The sequence below is a fragment of the Streptomyces sp. NBC_01497 genome (assembly GCF_036250695.1).
Classification (GTDB): Bacteria; Actinomycetota; Actinomycetes; order Streptomycetales; family Streptomycetaceae; genus Streptomyces.
In genome coordinates this window covers 3,228,546-3,247,379 of record NZ_CP109427.1, presented here as the reverse complement: position 1 = coordinate 3,247,379, position 18,834 = coordinate 3,228,546, and the positions used below count along the sequence as shown (strand labels likewise).

Genomic DNA, 18,834 nt, shown 5'->3' with positions numbered 1-18,834 from the left:
CGGCACGTACGGATTCCGGTGGGAAGGCGCAGGAGCGGACATGGTGGAGATCAAGAACCCCGAGCAGATCGCGAAGATGCGTGAGGCGGGACTGGTCGTCGCCGCGGTCCACGCGGCCACGGCGGAGGCCGCCGTGCCCGGAGCGACCACCAGGGATCTCGACGAGGTGGCCCGCAAGGTGCTCGCCGAGCACGGCGCGAAGCCGAACTTCCTCGGATACGGCGGGTTCCCCGCGACGATCTGCACGTCGGTCAACGACGTCGTGGTCCACGGCATCCCCGACGACAAGACGGTCCTCAAGGACGGCGACATCCTCTCCGTGGACGCCGGCGCCATCGTGGACGGCTGGCACGGGGACGCCGCGTACACCGCGTTCATCGGCACCGGGCACTCCCCGGAGCTCATCGAGCTCTCCCGGGTCACCGAGGAGTCCATGTGGGCCGGCATCGCGGCCATGCGGAGCGGCAACCGGCTGATCGACGTGTCCCGCGCGATCGAGACGTACATCCGCCGGCAGCCGAAGCCCGGCGGCGGGAAGTACGGGATCATCGAGGACTACGGGGGCCACGGCATCGGCACCGCCATGCACATGGACCCGCACCTGCTGAACTACGTGGCCGGCAAGCGCGGCAAGGGCCCGAAGCTGGTGCCCGGCTTCTGCCTCGCCATCGAGCCGATGGTCTCGCTCGGCACCCCGCACACCGAGGTCATGCCCGACGAGTGGACCGTGGTCACCCTCGACCACACGTGGTCCTCCCACTGGGAGCACTCGATCGCCCTGACCGAGGAGGGCCCGCTGGTCCTCACGGCGGTCGACGGCGGACGGGCGAAGCTCGCGGAGCTGGGCGTGACGGCGGCGCCGGATCCCCTGGCCGTCTGAGTCCGACGGCGGGGCCGGATCCCCTGGCCCTCTGAGCCGGCGGTCGGAGCCGGGTGCCGGTGCCTGAGCTCGGGCACGGGCACGGGCGGGGGCCTGAGACCGAGCCGGGCGATCGGGCCGAAGACCGAGCGGGCCTGCCCCTGTCGGCCGCTGCGGGGCCCGGGGGGGAGCACGGCCCGGGTGGGGGTGCGCGGCCCGGCCCGGCGCGCGGCGGCGACGCCGGGAGGCGTGGTCGCGGGCGCGCGGGGCGTCAAGGCTTGCTTAGGGATCTTCCCGAGTGGGCAAACTTGACGGATTCGTCTTTTCAGGGGTGCTGCCGTAGACTGACGCGTCGGATCTGGTGCACCCGTGTGTCCCCACACGGAGGCCGGAATCGATCAAGGTAGCCGATTCGAAGGGCGAAGCGTGGCCAAGAAGCAAGGTGCCATCGAAATTGAGGGCACCGTGATCGAGTCTCTCCCGAACGCTATGTTCAGGGTGGAGCTCCAGAACGGTCACAAAGTCCTCGCGCACATCAGCGGCAAGATGCGGATGCACTACATCCGTATTCTCCCGGATGACCGGGTCGTCGTGGAGCTGTCCCCGTACGACCTCACGCGCGGTCGGATCGTCTACCGATACAAGTAGATCTTGCGGGGTCCCGTCACGGGGCCTCCGCACTGACCCGGAGAACCTCAATCCCATGAAGGTCAAGCCGAGCGTCAAGAAGATCTGCGACAAGTGCAAGGTGATCCGCCGTCACGGCCGGGTCATGGTCATCTGCGACAACCTGCGCCACAAGCAGCGCCAGGGCTGACGCGGGCGATCGCCCCGTAGCACTTCTCGTAACTCTTCGCGCGACGCGAGCACACGTAACGACGCAGCACACAGCGCCCCCAGCGGGTGCTGACACCCCCGGTGGAGGCCGGGGACCCGGACGCCATCCGGGACGGCGCTGCGGCAGACCTCCGAATCCACCAGGAGCCATGAATGGCACGCCTCGCAGGCGTTGACCTTCCGCGCGAAAAGCGCGTTGAGGTCGCCCTCACCTACGTCTTCGGTATCGGGCGCACCCGGTCCCAGGAGGCGCTCGCTGCCACCGGTGTCAACCCTGACACCCGCGTCCGCGACCTTCCCGAGGAAGACCTCGTGAAGATCCGCGAATACGTGGACGCGAACCTCAAGACCGAGGGTGACCTCCGTCGCGAGATCGCCGCCGACATCCGCCGCAAGGTCGAGATCGGCTGCTACCAGGGTCTGCGTCACCGTCGCGGCCTGCCCGTGCACGGTCAGCGCACGAGCACCAACGCGCGTACCCGCAAGGGCCCGCGTCGCGCGATCGCCGGCAAGAAGAAGCCGGGCAAGAAGTAGTCCGCAGCAGGACATCACGCTTCACCAGCGGTCTTCGCTGTAGGACCGACCACCTCTTCTCCGTAGGAGATAACCCGACATGCCCCCTAAGGGACGTCAGGGCGCTGCCAAGAAGGTGCGCCGCAAGGAAAAGAAGAACGTCGCTCACGGCCACGCGCACATCAAGAGCACGTTCAACAACACGATCGTCTCGATCACGGACCCCTCGGGCAACGTGATCTCCTGGGCCTCCGCCGGGCACGTCGGCTTCAAGGGCTCGCGCAAGTCGACCCCCTTCGCCGCGCAGATGGCAGCCGAGTCGGCCGCCCGCCGCGCGCAGGAGCACGGCATGCGCAAGGTGGACGTCTTCGTCAAGGGTCCCGGCTCCGGCCGTGAGACCGCGATCCGCTCCCTCCAGGCCACCGGCCTGGAGGTGGGTTCGATCCAGGACGTGACGCCGACCCCGCACAACGGTTGCCGTCCGCCCAAGCGCCGCCGCGTCTGAGGCAGACACCAGCACCTGCTGAGGTACGGGCGGCACGACGCGAATCCGTTCGCGTCGGGTCGCCCGTACCCTTGTAGTACTGAAGGGCGTCAAATAGCGGGCGCCCCCAACAGAAGGACACATTCATGCTTATCGCTCAGCGTCCGTCGCTGACCGAAGAGGTCGTCGACGAATACCGCTCGCGGTTCATCATCGAGCCGCTGGAGCCGGGCTTCGGCTACACCCTCGGCAACTCCCTGCGTCGCACCCTCCTCTCCTCGATCCCCGGTGCCGCTGTCACCAGCATCCGGGTCGACGGGGTCCTGCACGAGTTCACCACCGTGCCGGGCGTCAAGGAGGACGTGACCGACCTCATCCTCAACATCAAGCAGCTCGTCGTCTCCTCGGAGCACGACGAGCCGGTCGTGATGTACCTGCGCAAGCAGGGTCCCGGCCTGGTCACCGCCGCGGACATCGCGCCGCCGGCCGGTGTCGAGGTGCACAACCCCGACCTGGTGCTCGCCACGCTGAACGCCAAGGGCAAGCTGGAGATGGAGCTGACCGTCGAGCGCGGTCGCGGTTACGTCTCCGCCGTCCAGAACAAGCAGGTGGGCCAGGAGATCGGCCGTATCCCGGTCGACTCCATCTACTCGCCCGTGCTGAAGGTCACGTACAAGGTCGAGGCGACCCGTGTCGAGCAGCGCACCGACTTCGACAAGCTGATCGTCGACGTCGAGACCAAGCAGGCCATGCGCCCCCGTGACGCCATGGCGTCCGCGGGCAAGACGCTGGTCGAGCTGTTCGGCCTGGCGCGCGAGCTCAACATCGACGCCGAGGGCATCGACATGGGCCCGTCGCCGACGGACGCGGCGCTCGCCGCCGATCTCGCCCTGCCGATCGAGGAGCTGGAGCTCACCGTTCGGTCGTACAACTGCCTCAAGCGCGAAGGCATCCACTCGGTGGGCGAGCTCGTCGCCCGCTCCGAGGCCGACCTGCTCGACATCCGCAACTTCGGTGCGAAGTCGATCGACGAGGTCAAGGCCAAGCTGGCGGGCATGGGCCTCGCGCTCAAGGACAGCCCGCCCGGATTCGACCCGACCGCCGCCGCCGACGCCTTCGGCGCCGACGACGACGCGGACGCCGGCTTCGTGGAGACCGAGCAGTACTGAGTGCGTGAGGTGCCGCGCGGCCCGGGTGGCCGCGCGGCACCTCTGTGCTCGCGACAAGCCTCCGGCGGGCGACCGCTCGCCGGACCTGACACCGGTACCTGACACGGCCGATGCAGACATGAAGGAGAACCACCATGCCGAGGCCCACCAAGGGTGCCCGACTGGGCGGCAGTGCCGCGCACGAGAAGCTGCTCCTCGCGAACCTCGCGAAGGCGCTGTTCGAGCACGGCCGTATCAAGACGACCGAGGCGAAGGCCCGCCGCCTGCGTCCGGTCGCCGAGCGCCTGATCACCAAGGCGAAGAAGGGCGACATCCACAACCGTCGCCTGGTGCTGCGCACGATCACGGACAAGAGCATCGTCCACACGCTGTTCACCGAGATCGGCCCGCGGTACGAGAACCGTCCGGGTGGCTACACCCGTATCACCAAGATCGGCAGCCGTCGGGGCGACAACGCGCCCATGGCGGTCATCGAGCTGGTGGAGGCCCTGACCGTGGCGCAGGCTGCCACCGGTGAGGCCGAGGCCGCGACGAAGCGCGCGGTCAAGGAAGACGCCCAGAAGCAGGACGCCGCCGTCGAGACCGAGACGGTCGAGGACGCGGCTCCGGTCGAGGACGCCAAGCCTGCCGAGGGCACGGACGACTCGAAGTAGTCAGACGGCGCGTGCCGGCCGCACCGGCCGGGACGCGTGTTCCGAAGGCTTCAGGCCCGCACCCCGTTCCCCGGGTTTTCGTACCGGGGGAGCGGGGTGCGGGTCTTTCGCGTGCGGGGGGTCGCCGAGCGGGACCGGATACGTGCGCGGGGCCCACGCGTACGGGACCCGTGGGGGCCCCGGCCGGAGTCCGGGATCCGTGTGGGTCCCGGCGGGAGCCCGGCGGTGGGGGCGGTGCCCGGTCAGGTGCCCGCCGGGCCCTCCAGCTCACGCGTCATGCCGCGCAGCAGGGGCCCGTACTCCGGGTGGGAGAGCGCCGAGGCGAACTGGGCGACCAGGTAGTCCGCCGGGTTGCCGGTGTCGTACCAGCTGCCCTGGATGACCTGCCCGTAGACCGCCCGGCTCGACGCGTACGCGTTGATCGCGTCCGTCAGGTAGATCTCGCCCTCGCGGCGCTCGTACCAGCGCTTCGTCTGCTCGCGCAGTTCGTCGACGATGCCCGGCGTGATCACGTAACCGCCGATCGCGGCGAACGCGGACGGGGCGTCCTGGGGGGCCGGCTTCTCCACCAGGCCGGTGATGCGCAGCTGGCCGTCGCCCAGGTCCTCCTTGACCACCGGGACGCCGTAGCGCTCCGACTCGGCCGGGAGCATCGGCAGCAGGGCGAGGACCGGGCTGCTCGTCGCCTCGTACGCGCGGACGAGCTGCTGCGCGCGCGGGACCTCGGCGACGAAGACGTCGTCGGGCCACAGGACGAGCATCGGCTCGTCGCCGAAGTTGCGGGCCGCGTTGAGGACCGGGGTGCCGTTGCCGTACGGACCGTGCTGGTCGAGGTACGTGATGTGACCGAGCCGCGACAGTTCGCCGACCTCCTCGACGGCGTCCGCGTAGGCGCTCTTGCCGTCGGCGCGCAGCTGCGCGACGAGGGCGGGGTTCGGGCGGAAGTGGTCCTGGATGAGGTTCTTGCCGCCCGAGACGACGATCGTGATGTCGGTGATCCCCGACGCCACCAGTTCCCGCACGGTGTGCTCGATGACCGGCTTGTCGCCGACCGGCAGCATTTCCTTCGGGATGGCCTTCGTCAGCGGCAGCAGCCGGGACCCGAGTCCCGCCGCGGGGATCACAGCCTTGCGGATGGTCGTCGCCATGGGATCGTCGTCCCTCTCCGGGTGCTACGTGCGGGCGTCGTGTTGACGCAGACGCTACCTGCTCCGGCTGCCGGGACGCGGCACGGGCCTGGGAGGATGGAGCGGTGAGTGTGAGTGGCGAGGCACGAGGAGGCCGGGGACCGGCCGGGACGGACAGCGGCGAGGGCGAGGGCCCGGCGCCCGGCTTCGTACGGGTGCGGTTCGACCTGTCGTACGACGGGGCCGGATTCTCCGGCTGGGCGAAGCAGCCCGGGCGCCGTACCGTGCAGGGCGAGATCGAGGACGCGCTGCGCACGGTCACGCGCTCGGCCACCATGTACGAACTGACGGTCGCGGGCCGTACGGACTCGGGCGTGCACGCGCGCGGCCAGGTCGCGCATGTCGACCTGCCCGACGCGGTGTGGGCGGTGCACGAGGACAAGCTGCTGCGGCGCCTCGCGGGGCGGCTGCCGCACGACGTACGGGTGTGGCGGGCGGAGCGCGCGCCGGCCGGTTTCAACGCGCGGTTCTCGGCGGTGTGGCGGCGCTACGCCTACCGGGTCACCGACCACCCGGGCGGCGTCGACCCGTTGCTGCGGGGTCACGTGCTCTGGCACGACTGGGACTTGGACGTCGCCGCGATGAACGCGGCGTCCGCGCGGCTCGTCGGCGAGCACGACTTCGCGGCGTACTGCAAGCGCCGCGAGGGCGCGACCACGATCCGTACCTTGCAGCGGCTCGACTGGGTGCGCGGCGACGACGGGATCGTCACGGCGACGGTGCGTGCCGACGCGTTCTGCCACAACATGGTGCGGTCGCTGGTGGGCGCGCTGCTCTTCGTCGGCGACGGGCACCGCGACGCGGAGTGGCCCGGGAAGGTGCTGGCGGCGGGTGTGCGGGACTCGGCGGTGCATGTCGTACGGCCGCACGGCCTGACGCTGGAGGAGGTCGGCTACCCGGCGGACGACCAACTGGCCGCCCGCAACAAGGAGGCCCGCAACAAGCGGACCCTGCCGGGCGGGGCGGGGATGTCCGGCTGCTGCTAGGCGGTGTCTTCACATGATGACGTTGGTGGATCATGGTGGTCGTGATACCTCGCCATGAACTGGTCTGATGCCGAGTGGGATCGAGTCCTGCGACGCCGCTGTCACCCTCGCATCACTCCTGATGTGGGTGTGACATCTGACGACCGAACCTAGGCCAAGTCCTCGTACTCGGATTGAAACAGCGCTGAGAAGCTGGGGTACTCCGTCAGGCTGCCGTACTTCGGCGCGAAATCGTAGGCGGCCCACTCGCCGTCCGGTCCGACGTCGGTCGGATCGAGCAGCCAGAAGTCTTCTCCCCGGGCGATCTCGACGGATCGGCGAAACAGCCGCACATACTCCTCGTTGTCGGGTAGCGAGTCGTAGACCGCGGTCACGCGGCTGCCGGCGTCGCCATCCCGCATCCATGAGACGTGGCCGCACGGATGAACACCGTCCACCCAGGCATCCAGGGGTGTCCACCCGTCGCTCGCCAGAAAGAACCCCCTGAGGCTCGGCGGGAACCGCACCCCGAGCCGCTCCTCGGATGCCACCAGAGCCTCTTCCCGAGCCGGTGTTTCACCCAACCACACATCGACCCGGCCTTCCCGGTCCAGCAGATCCAGCTGATCTTCATCCAGCAGATCGACCAACTCGTCGCCGTCGGCACAGTTCTTCACGTACCGCTCGCCGTACCGCTCCAGAAAGCCACGCCACTCCTGCGGTGTGGTCAGAACAGCGTCAACTGCACCATCGTCAGGACAAGTTGTTCCACTCATATCGCCATGGTGCCAGCCGGCCATGACAACGCCGACGGCTGTCGACCGTACGGCGTGCGAGAACCGGTTCCTGCCTCTGATGTGGACGTGACATGACGACAGGGCCTGGGTCGCGGCCGGGCCGCGCCCGCGTCCCGGTCGTCATCACCACGCCGTGGGCCTGCCCCGCACGGCCGATGAGCTCCGGGCTGTCGACAGCTCCGGACAGGCGGGGACCTGCTGGGCCCTGCGGCCGTATGGCGGTTTCCGGACCCTTCCCGCCGGTGCGGTGATCCGTGCCCGTGCGGGTCCGCCTTCCGATCCGATCACCGCGCTGTCGCCCCGGAGCGGGCCCGTGCCGGCGTTCCCCCACCCGTACGTTGCGACCGCCGAAAGCGAACGTACATACTGTCCGACAGGATGTACGGAGGTGGGCGAGTGCCGCGCGACGGCACTGGCGATGCCGCGCTTCCCCTCGGCCCGAGCTCTGTCGTACGACGCGGGACCGGGTGATCCGCGATCGCCCGCACCGCCGGAGCGACGCGGGGGCGGTCCGCCGCCGGTGCGGCCCGAGGCCGGCGCACGTGTCGCCCCTCACGCGGACAGGCCGTCGACCCCGTCCTCCGCACCCCGCTCCACCGACGAAGGGAACAGCGCATGCCACTCATCACCACACCGTTCGGGCCACGGGCCACCGCCACACCATGCGCGAACGCACCTTCGTCTCCGCGTTCCACGGCTTTCTCGACACCGTGCGTGACGGTCACCCCGACACGCCCCTCGCGATCGTGACCCCGGTCATCTGCCCGGTCGCGGAGGAGCATCCCGGTCCGACGCCGTTCGACGGCGACTACCGCGTGGCACCGTCGAGCGGCCCGCGGGACTGGCCGCCGGCGCCCTCAGCCTGTCGCGTATCCGTGAACTCCTGGTGCGGCAGGTGGACATCCGCCGCGAGGAGGGCGACGCGAGGCTCGACGTGATCGACGGGCTCGCGCTGTTCGGGCCTGACGACGTGGGTGACATGCCGGACGGCCTGCACCCCAACGCGGCCGGTTACCGGCGTCTCGCGGAGCGCTTCTCGCCGCTCGCCTTCGGCCCCGGCGGCGTGCTCGGCCAGTCACGGGAGCCCGAGGAGCGACAGGAGCAGCCGCGCTGGTGGTAAGGGGTGTGCGGGAATTCGGCTGCGGCATGAAATGTGCACGGGCATACCCGAAGGGGAGCGGTCACTCGGACGTCGTCAAAGAATGCACGATGTCGTGAGGAATCGGGCCGAAGGTGTTCCTGTCGTCAATGGATCTAGGCGGAGGGGCGTCGGCTGTATGCGCCGTACCACCAGATGGAAGCCAGTTCGAGGGCGAACGCGGCATCGGTGCTCTGGTCCATCTCGCTGATGTGGTGGGCTATGGCCTGTTCTCCTCCCCAGACGATGACCGGCCGGCCAGTACCGGGTCGAGGCGGTTGTCCGTCATCCCGTTGCGTTGACGCAGCTCAAGGTCCTCCACGACCCTTTTCTCAAATGCTTCGAGGCCCGAGGTGTAGAAATTGTGCACCGTCGCGTCGTACGTCGCCGTCTCGCTGATGGCCGACAGTACGGAGAAATGTTTCCGGTGCCTGGCGATGCCCTTCTCCAGAAGATCCGCGATGCCGTGCGGTCCGTCCGGTGATGCCACGGCGTCCCACACGCCGACGGCGTCGGACGTGGCCTCCTCGAAGAAGCCCCGGCTGAGCGCCCGCCCGAGCCGGGACAGGAGATCGGGCTTGTCCCAGAAGTGGGCATAGAACGTCGAGCGGGCGATCCCGGCCTCGGTGATGATCTTCTGCACGCTGATCTCGGTGTATTTCAGCCCCCCGTCGAGCAGCGCTCTCACTGCCTCGAATACGGCGGACTCCACTTTCGCGCGGTTTTCTTCGAAATCAGAGGATGTGCGGGTGATGGACGGCATGCGTGAACCCTAGATGTCTTCCGGTCCGCCGTTCCCTCAACTGAATGAAACAGCGACAGCAGTGATACGTGGATGAGGCGGCCAGCTCCTGGAGGCCCCGATATGATACCAGGGGAGGCTCGGGGAATACGGGGAGATTCTGGCCGGGCGGCGCTGCCGTGTTCGCCGGCGCCGGAAGCAAAACCGGCAGGGCCTTCCGTCAGCTGCGACCGATGCTCCTGAACGCGCTGCTGTTCGCAGGTGAGAGGCTCCGGCGTCCGCCGTTTTCCGGCCTGCCTTTTCCTCCCGGCGCCGTCGCGTCCTGCGGCCGTCGCGTCCACGCGCTCATCACTGGGGCGGGTTCCGGATTCACGGGGCCGGTTCCGGACCGGCCGAGGGCCGTGGGGGCCCGGCGGGTGCCGGGCCCCCACGGCCCTGACGGGGAACGGCTGGGAGATGCTCGCGGGAAACGGGCTCGGAGAGCCGCCGCCCCGCCGGGCGCGGTGTTCAGAGGTGCCGGAGAACCACGCGCTCGCCGCGCGGGGTCTCGACGTGGACGCCCCTGCCGGTGAAGGCGGCGCGGAAGTCGTCCCGGGTCTCGCTGAGATGGGCCCAGTCCTCCGTGTGCAGTCCCACGACGGTGTCGCTCCTCAGGATGCCGGCCGCGCGGGCGGCATCGGCCGAGGACAGCGTGAGATCGCCCTCGGCGACGGGGAGACGGGCGGCGCCCGCGAAGAGGAGGGCGATGTCGATCTTCCCGAAACGCCGGGCGATCGTTTCGACGTACGGGAGCGAGGCGTTGTCCCCGCTGATGTAGACGCTGGGCGCGCCCTCGGTCTGGAGGACGAAGCCGATGACGGGGCCGCGGCCCTCGGAGCCGGGCGGGCCGTGCAGGGCGGGAACGGCGGTGACCGTGATCCGGCCGACGGTCCGCGAGCACCAGTCGTCGAGCCCTTCGACGGTGCCGCCGAGGTCCTGGGCGGCCTTGGTGGTGCTGAGGGTGAGGGGCAGCTCGCGCAGGAGCGCGGCGCCGCGGACGTCGAGGTTGTCGCCATGGTGGTGGTGGGAGACGAGTGCCATGTCGATGATGCCGAGGTCGGCCGGCTCCAGTCCCGGACCGTGAGTCTTCGTGTGGGTGACGCCGTTGAGCGGTTCGTAGGTCTGGGGTTCGTCGAAGGTCGGATCGGTCAGGATGCGGGCACCCGCGTATTCGAGGAGGGCCGTGGGGCCTCCGACGTAGGTGATGGCGATGTCAGCCATGGCGAGGGTTCCTTGCTCGTGTGCGGGGTGGGCGGCTCGCGGGGCGCCGGAGCCGCGGCCCCGATGTCGGATCGGAGGGGCGTCAGCGCGGGTGGCGGCCGGGGAGGCCCCGCGTGGGCGAGGCGATCTCGGTGCCGTGGCGCTTCAGCGCGAAGGGGCTCCCCTCCAGGAGGTGCGGCTCGGCGGCCGGATGGTCGCGCAGGTACGCGGGAGCGCCGTCGGCGCCGAAGATCTCGTCGTGGGGCATCCAGGTGATCAGGGTCGGCGGCCGGTGGGTGCGGACGTACTCCTGGAACGTGGGGGAGGGGTCGAGGTGGAACCGGTGGTCCCGGAACAACTGCGGCTGGATCTCCGCGGTATGGCGGGATCGGCGGACACGGACCGGCCTTCTCTCTTTTCTTATTCTCACCCTTGAAACTTACTTGACCGGTGAGAATCTAGGCGACGGGTTCCTAACCTGTCAAGGTCGATACAGTGGTAAGGTTGGTTGCGTGATGGAGAGACCGCACCAAGGCGAGCCCCTGCCAATGGAGTTGGTGAACACCCGCTGGCTGAGTCGCGGCCGGCCTGTCGACTTCTTCGAGGACGACCTCGGCATCGGGCAGTGGTTGGCGGAAGGCGGGTTCCCGGAGTCGGTCGCAGCCGCCAAGCCCGGCCTGCTGGAGGCGCGCGACGCGCTCGCCGAGGCGCTCGCCCGCCCCGGCGCCGACACCGAGAAGCGCCTGAACGACGTCCTCGCGCACGGCTGTGTACGGCTCGCTCTCCGCGACGGCGAGCTTGAGCGGACTGCGCGGGCCGACCCGGGCTGGCTGCCCGCGTGGACGGCGGTCAGCCGGTTCGTGGACCTGGTGGGGGCGCGGAACGACCGGGTACGCCAGTGCGCGCACCCCGAATGCGTCCTCTACTTCCATGACACGTCCCGCAACGGGACGCGCCGCTGGCACTCGATGGAGACCTGCGGTGCGCGTTCCAAGGCGCAGCGCCACTACCGGCGCGCCCGGCCGACGCCCCCCGCGCCCGGCGACTGATCTCGGCCGCAGGGCTCCCGGCGGGGACTCGTCGCCACGGCACCCTCGGGTGGTGTCTCCGGCCCCTGTGGCCCCTGTGGCACCGGTGGCACCTGCGCCGAGCGCGTGCCGGCCGGGATGACCGGCCTCCGACGCCGCTCCGGGCGCAGGCCGGCCCGCCGCGGCTACCCGGGCGCCCCGGCGGGGCGTGGACGCACAGCGCGGTCCAGGGCCTCGGCCGCCAGCCGGGTGGCGGCGAGGCGGGTGCGCGCGCCCAGCAGATCCGGACGAATGGCGCCGCCGCCCGCCAGGTGACGGTCGTAGGGAAGGACGACGACCTCCGCGCCCGTCTCCCGCAGCCGCCGGGCCGCCCGTTCGGTGTCCAGCACCTGGTGCGGCGCCGAACAGGTCAGTGCGACGACCGTGCTCGGCAGCACCGGCACCGGCAGCGACGCCATCCAGTCCAGCACCGCGCGGGTCGAGTCGACGCCCTCCACGGTCGCCGGTGCGGCCAGCACCCGGGTGTGCGCCGTGTCGAGCGCCGTACGGGCGACCTCGCCCGGCACGCTCTCGCAGTCCACCACCGTCACCGCGAAGTGCCGGCGCAGGGCCACCATGACCGTCCGGTACGAGGGCACGTCGATCCGTGCCCCCACATCGCCCCTGCTGCCCGGCAGCAGCCAGCCGCCGTCGTCCAGGGGCACGAGATAGCCGGTCACGTCCGTCAGCCGCATCGACGGCCGCACGATGCCGGCGAGGTCCGTGGTCGTCCACCGCACGGTCGCGGCGCCCAGGCGGCCCGCGAGGGTGCCGAGCGCGGCGTCCGCCTCCAGCGTGAGGACCGGATCGTGCCGGTAGTGGTTGAACGTACGGCTCAGCAGAGCGGCCACCGTCGTCTTGCCGGACCCGCCGCGGATGCTCGTCACCACGATGTGGCGGCCGGTCGTGACGGGTTGCTGCACGCGCTCGGCGAGCCCCGTCGCGTCGCTGACAGCGCGCGCGGCGGAGGAGCCGAAGGCGGCCCGCAGGGCCCGCAGTGTGCGGGTGGCCAGCGGATCCCCGCGCAGGGGACGCGGGGTGGCGGGGGCCGGAGCGGCCCTGGGCGCGGGCGCGGACATCGGGTTCGGGGTGACGGTGACGGTGGGGGTGGGGGCGGGGGCGCTCGGCAGGGGCCGGCCGTAGGCGGGAGCCTGCGGTGCGGCGGTACCTGGAGAGGGGGCGTAAGCGGTGTACGGGGCGTACGGGACGTACGGCGCCTGCGGGGGAGCCGGGGCCGGGGTCGGGGCGTAGCCGGGGGCGGGGGCGTAGGCCGGTGCCGGTCCCGGCGCCAGGGGCGGAGCAGCGGGCGAGCCGAGTACGAAGTCCGGCACGGGGGTCGGCGTCGTCATGGTGCCGAGTACGGCGCTCGGCGGCGGGGTCGGCGGCGCGGGCGAGCCGAGTACGAGGTCCGGCCCCGGAGCCGGCGGTGCGGTCGGGACAGATATCGGGTCCGGCGCAGGGACCGGCGCCACCGGAGCGTCGAAAGCCGGATGCGGCACGGGAGTCGGGCCCGGTGCGGAGGCGGACTCCAGCTTCAGCGCGTGGCGGGGAGGCGTGGCCGAGCGGGGCGCGCCACTCGGGACCGGTACGGGCGCGGTGTCGCGATCCTGCCCGGGAGCGGGAGCGGGAGCGGGAGCGGGAGTGGGAGCCGCAGCCGGAGGGGACCCGCCACTCGGCCCCGGGGTGAGGGCCGCGGTCGGACCGGCCGTGGGACCCGGGTCCGGGGAGGGAACGGCGGCGGACGTGGAACTCGGCTCCGGGGTGGCGGCTGCGGCGCCTGCGGACGGGTCAGTGGGCGCGGAGCCCTCGGGAGCCGGTGCGGTAAGCGGAGTCCGAGCCGGCGCGGGACCGGTCGCGCCGCCCGGCGCGGCGGTGGGAGGCGCCGAACGCGGTCGGGCCGGTCGGCCCGGTTTCGCGGGAGCCTCCCCGTCGTGGCGCGCTGTGCCGCCAGCAGGAGGTGTGTCCCGGGGCGCGGCGGAAGGGGGGTCCGGCGGAGCCAGGTCGTTCGGCGCGTCCGACTGCCCGTGGTCCTGAGCCATGCCGCTTCCTCCTAGGCGAACGTGCCGAGCAGCCGGCCGTAGACGCCGAACACTCCGATGAGTAGCGGGAACAGAGCGATCACCCCGACCGATTCTGCGGTGTCGCCCAGCCGGCCGAGGCGTGCCCCGACATTCTCGGGCAGACGTACCGCCAGCATCAGCAGGGGGACGGCCGCCAGGACGACGAGGACCGCGAGGGCGCCCGCAGAACCGGACCGCGCGGACCACACGAGCACTCCCCGTACGACGGTGACCGCCGCCGCGAGCAGCAGCGCGACCACCTCCGCGACGAGCGGGAACGCCCGTGAGCGCAGCGCGAGCAGGCATGCCGTCACCACCACGAGCGGCACGGTCCACGGGGTGGGTGCGCGCAGCGCCAGCGACGCGGCGGCGGCCGCCGACCCGCCGAGTACGACCGTCGCCAGGGTCAGGCCCCGGTGGGTCGCGCTGAGCGCGGCCGCCACCCGGTACCTGCTCACCGACAGGCCGCGTGAGCGGTGGTCGTCGAGGCCGGTCAGACCCGCCGACATCAGCGCGAGCCGGGGCAGCAGGCCCAGCAGCAGCACCGACACGACGGCGAGCACCGCGGCCGTACGCGCCTGTTGCTGCGCGGACCCGGCACCGTGCTGCACGGCGGCGACCGCCTCCCACACCCCGGCCGTCACCGCGACGGACGCGGCGCCGAGCAGCCCGCCGCGCCCGAGCGGTGAGAACCAGCAGAGCTGGAGCAACGCGAGGACCAGGGCGCCCGCGACGGCCGCGAGCAGGACCGCGCCCGAGGCGTCGTACGCGTCGGCGAGTGTCCACGCGCCGAGCAGGACGAGGACGCCGGCGGTCGCACTCAGCGCCGTCGCGATGCCCCGCGGACGGGCCCGCCAGGTCAGCGCGCCGCCGGTCGCCGACAGCGCCCCGGCGCTCAGCAGGACGGCCGCGACGGCCGACGGCGGGTACAGCGAACGCGCCAGCAGCCCCGCCGCACACGCCCAGCCGGCCATCGCGACACCGGCCGTCAGGCGCCGCGTCCGCGCGTTCCAGCGCCAGGACCCTCCGTCCGGATTCCCGGCGGCCTTGTCGGCTCCGCCGGTCCCGTCGGTCACGTCCCGCGCACGGCGCTCGCCCAGCGGTGCCGCCCGGCGGAGCGGTGAACCGTCGCGCACCGGATGCCCTTTGCCCGACGTCTGCCCGTAACTACCGGTTTCCGCGCCTTGGTTGGCTATGTCCACCGCCCCCATGTCCACCACGTCCTGAAGCTACCAAAGGGGCCCGCGGCCTGTTCGTCCGGTCAGTCGCGCGGTCAGTCGCGCAGGAGGTCCGCCGCGCGTTCCGCGAGGGCGTAGACCGTCGCATCGGTGTCGGCCGACACGATCGTCGGCATCACCGACGCGTCCGCCACGCGCAGGCCGTCCACACCCCGCACCCGCAGCTCCGTGTCGACGACCGCGCCCGCGTCCGTGTCGGTGCCGATCGCGCACGTCCCCGCGTAATGGCCGTAGCTGCGCAGGTTGTGGCACAGGTACACGCGCAGTGCCTCGTCGTCCTCGCTGCGGGGCCCGGGCAGTTCCTCCTCGCCCCGCCACAGGGCGAGCGCGGGCGCCTCCCCGATGGCGCGTGCCGCGCGCAGGCCGGTGACCATGAGGTCGAGGTCGTGGTGGTCGCCGTAGTAGCGCGGATCGATCAGCGGCGGTGTCGCCGGGTCCGTGCCGGCGAGCCGTACGGTGCCCCGGCTGGCCGGTGACATCAGCGCCACCATGATCGTGTAGCCGTCGCCGGGAGCGGGGCCGGGCAGGCCTTCCGCGCGCAGCGGGATGTCCACGAGCCGCAGCTGGAGGTCGGGACCCGCGCAGTCCGGGTCGCGCGGGTCGCCGCGCAGCACGCCCTGGACCTCGCCGTGGTTGGTGTGCGACGGCGGTACGGGCCGGGCCGAGCGGTAGACGACGCCCGAGACGGCATGGTCCTGGAGGTTGCAGCCGACACCCGGCAGGTCCACATGCGGGGTGACGCCCATCTCGTCGAGGTGGTCGCGGGGGCCGAGGCCGGAGAGCATCAGCAGCTGCGGCGAGCCGACGGCGCCCGCCGCGAGCACGACCTCGCCGCCGGGGGAGCAGCGCGCTGTGCGCGGCCCTGCGGCCTCCGGGCCCTCGGCGGGCGCCGCGTACTCGACACCGGAGCAGCGCGGTGTCGTACCCGCCTCGTCCAGCAGCAGGCGCCGCACGAAGGAGCCGGTCTCGACCTGGAGGTTCGTCCGCTCGTCCAGCACGGGCCGCAGGTACGCGTCGGCCGCGTCCTGCCGGGCGCCGTGCACGATGCTGAGGTCGCCCCAGCCGAACCCGGTCTCCAGCCCGGCCGTCAGGTCCCGTACCCGGGGGTGTCCGGCCTGCACCGCCGCGGCGAGGAACGCCTGCGCCACCGGATGGCGGTCGCGGCGCGGGGCCGGGGCCACCCGCAGCGGACCCGCCGTGCCCCGGATCGCCGGGTCGCGGCGGCGGACGCCGGAGACGTTCTCGCTGCGCTTGAAATACGGCAGGAGGTCGTCGTAGCCCCATTCCTTGGCGCCCTCGGCGGTCCAGGCGTCATAGCTGGAGCGGTGGCCGCGCAGGAAGTTCATCGCGTCGATCGCGGAGGACCCGCCCAGCCCGCGTCCGCGCGGCCAGGGCACCTCCAGCCCGGCCACCCCCTGCGGCACGGTGGTGTCCGCCCAGTCGGCGGGGGTGTCGAGGAGCGTCGGCCAGCGGGGTGGGGGTGCTGACTCCGGCTCACCGGAGCCGGCCTCCAGGAGCAGGACGCGGCTGCCGGAGTCCTCCGACAGCCTGGCTGCGAGAACGCAGCCCGCCGTACCGCCCCCGACGACGATGTATTCGTATGTGTCACGCTCGGGCACCGCTGCTCGACCTCCCGACGGGTCCGTGGCGGATGGCGGGTGACGTACGGGGTGCCCATAAGCGGTGCGCGCACACATCGACCGTTCCATTCTCTACGGGGATTTTTCGGGCGCGGGCCCATGGGGTGCGTGAGCGTGTGGGCGGCGTTCCCGCGTTCCCGCGTTGCCGGAGGCGCGGTCACGCGGGGGCACGGCGTGGATCCGGGGTGCTGTCGCCGCCGGCCGGCCGGCGGCGACGCCCGGCGGTGCCTGACCCCCGCGGGGCGGCGGGACACGCCGGCCCGCGGGGGCAGGTGCTCCGTCCGAGGGGGCTGCCCGCCGGACGCGCCCGCTCGCCGGATACGGATGCGGATGCGGACGTGCCCGCTTCGGGGGCGCGTGCGGCGGCCCCGCGCGCCCTGTGTGGCTCGGAGGCGTGGCCGGTTCCGGCTCTCCTGGGCGGCGGGGGGCGGGGTGGTGCGGAGCCGTCGCGCCGGTGGATCAGGCGCTTCCTGGCGGCCTTCGGCGGGTGGGCGCGGCCTCCGCCCGGCTTCCTTCAGGACACGCGCGTACGCCCGCGCACGGGAGTTCTCGCAGGTGAGCGGGGAGTCGGGGAGGCGGCGACGTGTGCGCCCCCGTACTCCCGTGCGAGCCGTGATCCGTCCAGGCAGGACCTTCGCCGCAAATCCTGTCAAACGCCATGGAGCGGCAAGAACGGACATGGATGCATGGCTAGCATCGATCTTGCTATGGAGCGCATGCCGCGCGACGGGACGTGGCCCGTTCAGGGCGCGAGAGAAAGGCAGGAGGGGGTCTGGTGAATGATCCAGAGTCGCTGCTGTTATCCGTGTTCACCCCCGAGGGCAGGGAGGACCCGCACCCGGCGCTGGCGGAGCTCCGGCGCAGGGAACCCGTCCACTACAACGCCGCCTTCGACACCTACTTCCTCACGCGGTACGCCGACTGCCAGACGGTACTGACCAGTTCCGCGTTCGCCGTCCCGGATCTCGCGTGGTGCGCCGGGGAGATCCCGGATTGGCGCGACCATCCGGGCGCGGAGTTCTTCTACGCGTCCATGCTCCGCAGCAACGGCGCGGACCACGCGCGGCTGAGGCGCCTCGTCGGCGGCGGTTTCAGTGCGCGCCGGGTCGCCGCACTGCGCCCCGTCGTGAGCGAGCTCAGCTCGGAACTGCTGGACGGGTTCGAGGCCGCGGCGGGCGCGACGCTCCCGGCGGACGATGCGCAGGACGCGGCGCGCGGCGGCGGCGACTTCCAGGCGCTGGTGGCCTACCCGCTGCCCATCGCGGTCGCGAGCCGGCTGATCGGTGTACCGCGTGCCGACCAGGACCTCTTCCAGCGGCTCGGCCAGGACGCGGGCCGGCTGCTCGAACCCGTACGCACCGAGGACGACTGGCGGCGCGCGGACCGTGCCGTCGTCGCATTGCGCGCCTACTTCACCGACCTGCTCGCCCGGCGCAGGTGCGAACCGGCCGACGATCTCACATCAAGCCTGCTCGCCGTGCGCGACACCGACGACGGCCGGCTCGGCGAGAGCGAACTCGTCGACACGCTCATCCTGGTGCTGGTGGCCGGGTTCGAGACCACCGCGAGTCTCCTCGGGCTCGCCGTCCACGCCCTGCTCACCCACGAGGACCAGTGGGAACTGGTGCGTAAAAAGCCGGAGTTGGCGCTCGGCGCGGTGGAGGAGGTGCTGCGCTGGGACGCCCCGGTGCGGATGACCGAGCGGATCGCGCTGCGGCCCTTCGACATCGGGGGTACGACCGTCCCCGCGGGCGCCAATGTCACCACCGTCCTCGCGGCGGGCAACCGCGATCCCCTGCGCCACCCGGATCCCGACACGTTCCGGGTCGAGCGGGAGGACATCAAGGTCCTCAGTTTCGGCTCGGGCCCGCACTTCTGCATCGGCGCCGCGCTCGCCCGCATGGAAGCCGCCGAGGTGGTGGGGCAGTTGGCGAGACGGCTGCCGGGCCTGCGGCTCGCGGGACCGGCCGTACGGCGCGACTCGATCAGCCTGCGCGCGTTCGCGAACCTGCCCCTGGCGACGACCGCCGCGGGCTGACCGGGGGCCCGGCGGCGCCGGACCCGACCGGGAGGGCGCCCCCACCGGACGGGGCGGCCGGCCCACCGACACCCGCCCCCGCCCCCCGACCTGCCCGCCCGCCGACCCGCGGATCGCCGACCGCGTACCCCCGACCTGCCCGCCCGCCGGCCCGCCGACCCGCCGACCCGCGGATTCGCCGACCGCGTACCCCCGACCTGTCCACCCG

General features: G+C 71.9%; 19 protein-coding genes. 11 read left to right on the top strand and 8 right to left on the bottom strand.

Annotated elements, in window-relative coordinates; all coding sequences use genetic code 11:
• Positions 1 to 40 precede the first annotated feature (40 nt).
• From map to rplQ, 7 genes are all read left to right on the top strand, one after another.
• A complete protein-coding gene (gene map / locus OG310_RS13765; RefSeq protein ID WP_329456178.1) occupies positions 41 to 880 on the top strand; it encodes a type I methionyl aminopeptidase in 840 nt (279 codons plus the stop codon).
• A gap of 405 nt (positions 881 to 1,285) precedes the next feature.
• Positions 1,286 to 1,507 (top strand): translation initiation factor IF-1, encoded by a 222-nt coding sequence (gene infA, locus OG310_RS13760; protein ID WP_014047798.1) that lies wholly within the window; start codon positions 1,286 to 1,288, stop codon positions 1,505 to 1,507.
• 55 nt (positions 1,508 to 1,562) lie between these two features.
• Positions 1,563 to 1,676 carry a 50S ribosomal protein L36 gene (gene rpmJ / locus OG310_RS13755; protein ID WP_003956441.1) on the top strand — a complete coding sequence of 38 codons (114 nt, stop codon included), beginning with the start codon at positions 1,563 to 1,565 and terminating at the stop codon, positions 1,674 to 1,676.
• Between the two features lie 173 nt (positions 1,677 to 1,849).
• Positions 1,850 to 2,230 carry a 30S ribosomal protein S13 gene (gene rpsM / locus OG310_RS13750; RefSeq protein WP_329456177.1) on the top strand — a complete coding sequence of 127 codons (381 nt, stop codon included), beginning with the start codon at positions 1,850 to 1,852 and terminating at the stop codon, positions 2,228 to 2,230.
• A gap of 79 nt (positions 2,231 to 2,309) precedes the next feature.
• Positions 2,310 to 2,714, top strand: a complete 405-nt coding sequence (gene rpsK / locus OG310_RS13745; RefSeq protein WP_003956432.1) for a 30S ribosomal protein S11 — start codon at positions 2,310 to 2,312, stop codon at positions 2,712 to 2,714.
• Positions 2,715 to 2,839: 125 nt separating this feature from the next.
• Entirely contained in the window at positions 2,840 to 3,862 is a 1,023-nt protein-coding gene (locus OG310_RS13740) for a DNA-directed RNA polymerase subunit alpha (RefSeq protein WP_329456176.1), read from the top strand.
• A 134-nt stretch (positions 3,863 to 3,996) separates the two neighbouring features.
• Positions 3,997 to 4,515, top strand: a complete 519-nt coding sequence (rplQ, locus tag OG310_RS13735; RefSeq protein ID WP_329456175.1) for a 50S ribosomal protein L17 — start codon at positions 3,997 to 3,999, stop codon at positions 4,513 to 4,515.
• Between the two features lie 242 nt (positions 4,516 to 4,757).
• Here the strand turns inward: rplQ and OG310_RS13730 are convergent, their stop codons facing one another.
• The gene (locus tag OG310_RS13730; RefSeq protein ID WP_329456174.1) at positions 4,758 to 5,663 is read right to left on the bottom strand and encodes a UTP--glucose-1-phosphate uridylyltransferase; all 906 of its coding nucleotides are present in this window, start codon (positions 5,661 to 5,663) and stop codon (positions 4,758 to 4,760) included.
• 194 nt (positions 5,664 to 5,857) lie between these two features.
• Here OG310_RS13730 and truA point away from each other — a divergent pair, with 194 nt between their 5' ends.
• Complete coding sequence (truA, locus tag OG310_RS13725) at positions 5,858 to 6,688, top strand: tRNA pseudouridine(38-40) synthase TruA (RefSeq protein ID WP_329460169.1); 831 nt, start codon at positions 5,858 to 5,860, stop codon at positions 6,686 to 6,688.
• Between the two features lie 149 nt (positions 6,689 to 6,837).
• Here the strand turns inward: truA and OG310_RS13720 are convergent, their stop codons facing one another.
• A complete protein-coding gene (locus OG310_RS13720; protein ID WP_329456173.1) occupies positions 6,838 to 7,443 on the bottom strand; it encodes an SMI1/KNR4 family protein in 606 nt (201 codons plus the stop codon).
• Positions 7,444 to 8,350: 907 nt separating this feature from the next.
• Between OG310_RS13720 and OG310_RS13715 the strand changes: the two genes are divergently transcribed.
• Complete coding sequence (locus OG310_RS13715) at positions 8,351 to 8,584, top strand: hypothetical protein (RefSeq protein WP_329456172.1); 234 nt, start codon at positions 8,351 to 8,353, stop codon at positions 8,582 to 8,584.
• A 238-nt stretch (positions 8,585 to 8,822) separates the two neighbouring features.
• Here OG310_RS13715 and OG310_RS13710 read toward each other — a convergent pair whose 3' ends face one another.
• From OG310_RS13710 to OG310_RS13700, 3 genes are all read right to left on the bottom strand, one after another.
• Complete coding sequence (locus tag OG310_RS13710; RefSeq protein WP_329456171.1) at positions 8,823 to 9,365, bottom strand: TetR/AcrR family transcriptional regulator; 543 nt, start codon at positions 9,363 to 9,365, stop codon at positions 8,823 to 8,825.
• 486 nt (positions 9,366 to 9,851) lie between these two features.
• Complete coding sequence (locus tag OG310_RS13705; protein WP_329456170.1) at positions 9,852 to 10,604, bottom strand: MBL fold metallo-hydrolase; 753 nt, start codon at positions 10,602 to 10,604, stop codon at positions 9,852 to 9,854.
• An 82-nt stretch (positions 10,605 to 10,686) separates the two neighbouring features.
• Positions 10,687 to 11,013 carry a hypothetical protein gene (locus OG310_RS13700; protein ID WP_329456169.1) on the bottom strand — a complete coding sequence of 109 codons (327 nt, stop codon included), beginning with the start codon at positions 11,011 to 11,013 and terminating at the stop codon, positions 10,687 to 10,689.
• Between the two features lie 85 nt (positions 11,014 to 11,098).
• Here OG310_RS13700 and OG310_RS13695 point away from each other — a divergent pair, with 85 nt between their 5' ends.
• A complete protein-coding gene (locus OG310_RS13695) occupies positions 11,099 to 11,632 on the top strand; it encodes a CGNR zinc finger domain-containing protein (protein ID WP_329460168.1) in 534 nt (177 codons plus the stop codon).
• A 164-nt stretch (positions 11,633 to 11,796) separates the two neighbouring features.
• Here OG310_RS13695 and OG310_RS13690 read toward each other — a convergent pair whose 3' ends face one another.
• From OG310_RS13690 to OG310_RS13680, 3 genes are all read right to left on the bottom strand, one after another.
• The gene (locus OG310_RS13690; protein WP_329456168.1) at positions 11,797 to 12,999 is read right to left on the bottom strand and encodes a hypothetical protein; all 1,203 of its coding nucleotides are present in this window, start codon (positions 12,997 to 12,999) and stop codon (positions 11,797 to 11,799) included.
• A gap of 701 nt (positions 13,000 to 13,700) precedes the next feature.
• Positions 13,701 to 14,921 (bottom strand): type VII secretion integral membrane protein EccD, encoded by a 1,221-nt coding sequence (locus OG310_RS13685; protein ID WP_329460167.1) that lies wholly within the window; start codon positions 14,919 to 14,921, stop codon positions 13,701 to 13,703.
• A 62-nt stretch (positions 14,922 to 14,983) separates the two neighbouring features.
• Complete coding sequence (locus OG310_RS13680; protein WP_329456167.1) at positions 14,984 to 16,567, bottom strand: GMC family oxidoreductase; 1,584 nt, start codon at positions 16,565 to 16,567, stop codon at positions 14,984 to 14,986.
• Positions 16,568 to 17,363: 796 nt separating this feature from the next.
• Here OG310_RS13680 and OG310_RS13675 point away from each other — a divergent pair.
• Positions 17,364 to 18,626 carry a cytochrome P450 gene (locus OG310_RS13675; protein WP_329456166.1) on the top strand — a complete coding sequence of 421 codons (1,263 nt, stop codon included), beginning with the start codon at positions 17,364 to 17,366 and terminating at the stop codon, positions 18,624 to 18,626.
• Positions 18,627 to 18,834: the final 208 nt, after the last annotated feature.

Bases quoted from the DNA above. Each gene is read 5' to 3' on its own strand.
- OG310_RS13695 (WP_329460168.1), top strand. From the start codon at position 11,099: ATGGAGAGACCGCACCAAGGCGAGCCCCTGCCAATGGAGTTGGTGAAC.
- rpsK (WP_003956432.1), top strand. From the start codon at position 2,310: ATGCCCCCTAAGGGACGTCAGGGCGCTGCCAAGAAGGTGCGCCGCAAG.
- rpsM (WP_329456177.1), top strand. From the start codon at position 1,850: ATGGCACGCCTCGCAGGCGTTGACCTTCCGCGCGAAAAGCGCGTTGAG.
- rplQ (WP_329456175.1), top strand. From the start codon at position 3,997: ATGCCGAGGCCCACCAAGGGTGCCCGACTGGGCGGCAGTGCCGCGCAC.
- OG310_RS13720 (WP_329456173.1), bottom strand. From the start codon at position 7,443: ATGAGTGGAACAACTTGTCCTGACGATGGTGCAGTTGACGCTGTTCTG.
- OG310_RS13730 (WP_329456174.1), bottom strand. From the start codon at position 5,663: ATGGCGACGACCATCCGCAAGGCTGTGATCCCCGCGGCGGGACTCGGG.
- OG310_RS13690 (WP_329456168.1), bottom strand. From the start codon at position 12,999: ATGACGACGCCGACCCCCGTGCCGGACTTCGTACTCGGCTCGCCCGCT.
- OG310_RS13705 (WP_329456170.1), bottom strand. From the start codon at position 10,604: ATGGCTGACATCGCCATCACCTACGTCGGAGGCCCCACGGCCCTCCTC.
- OG310_RS13740 (WP_329456176.1), top strand. From the start codon at position 2,840: ATGCTTATCGCTCAGCGTCCGTCGCTGACCGAAGAGGTCGTCGACGAA.
- OG310_RS13710 (WP_329456171.1), bottom strand. From the start codon at position 9,365: ATGCCGTCCATCACCCGCACATCCTCTGATTTCGAAGAAAACCGCGCG.
- map (WP_329456178.1), top strand. From the start codon at position 41: ATGGTGGAGATCAAGAACCCCGAGCAGATCGCGAAGATGCGTGAGGCG.
- OG310_RS13685 (WP_329460167.1), bottom strand. From the start codon at position 14,921: ATGGGGGCGGTGGACATAGCCAACCAAGGCGCGGAAACCGGTAGTTAC.
- rpmJ (WP_003956441.1), top strand. From the start codon at position 1,563: ATGAAGGTCAAGCCGAGCGTCAAGAAGATCTGCGACAAGTGCAAGGTG.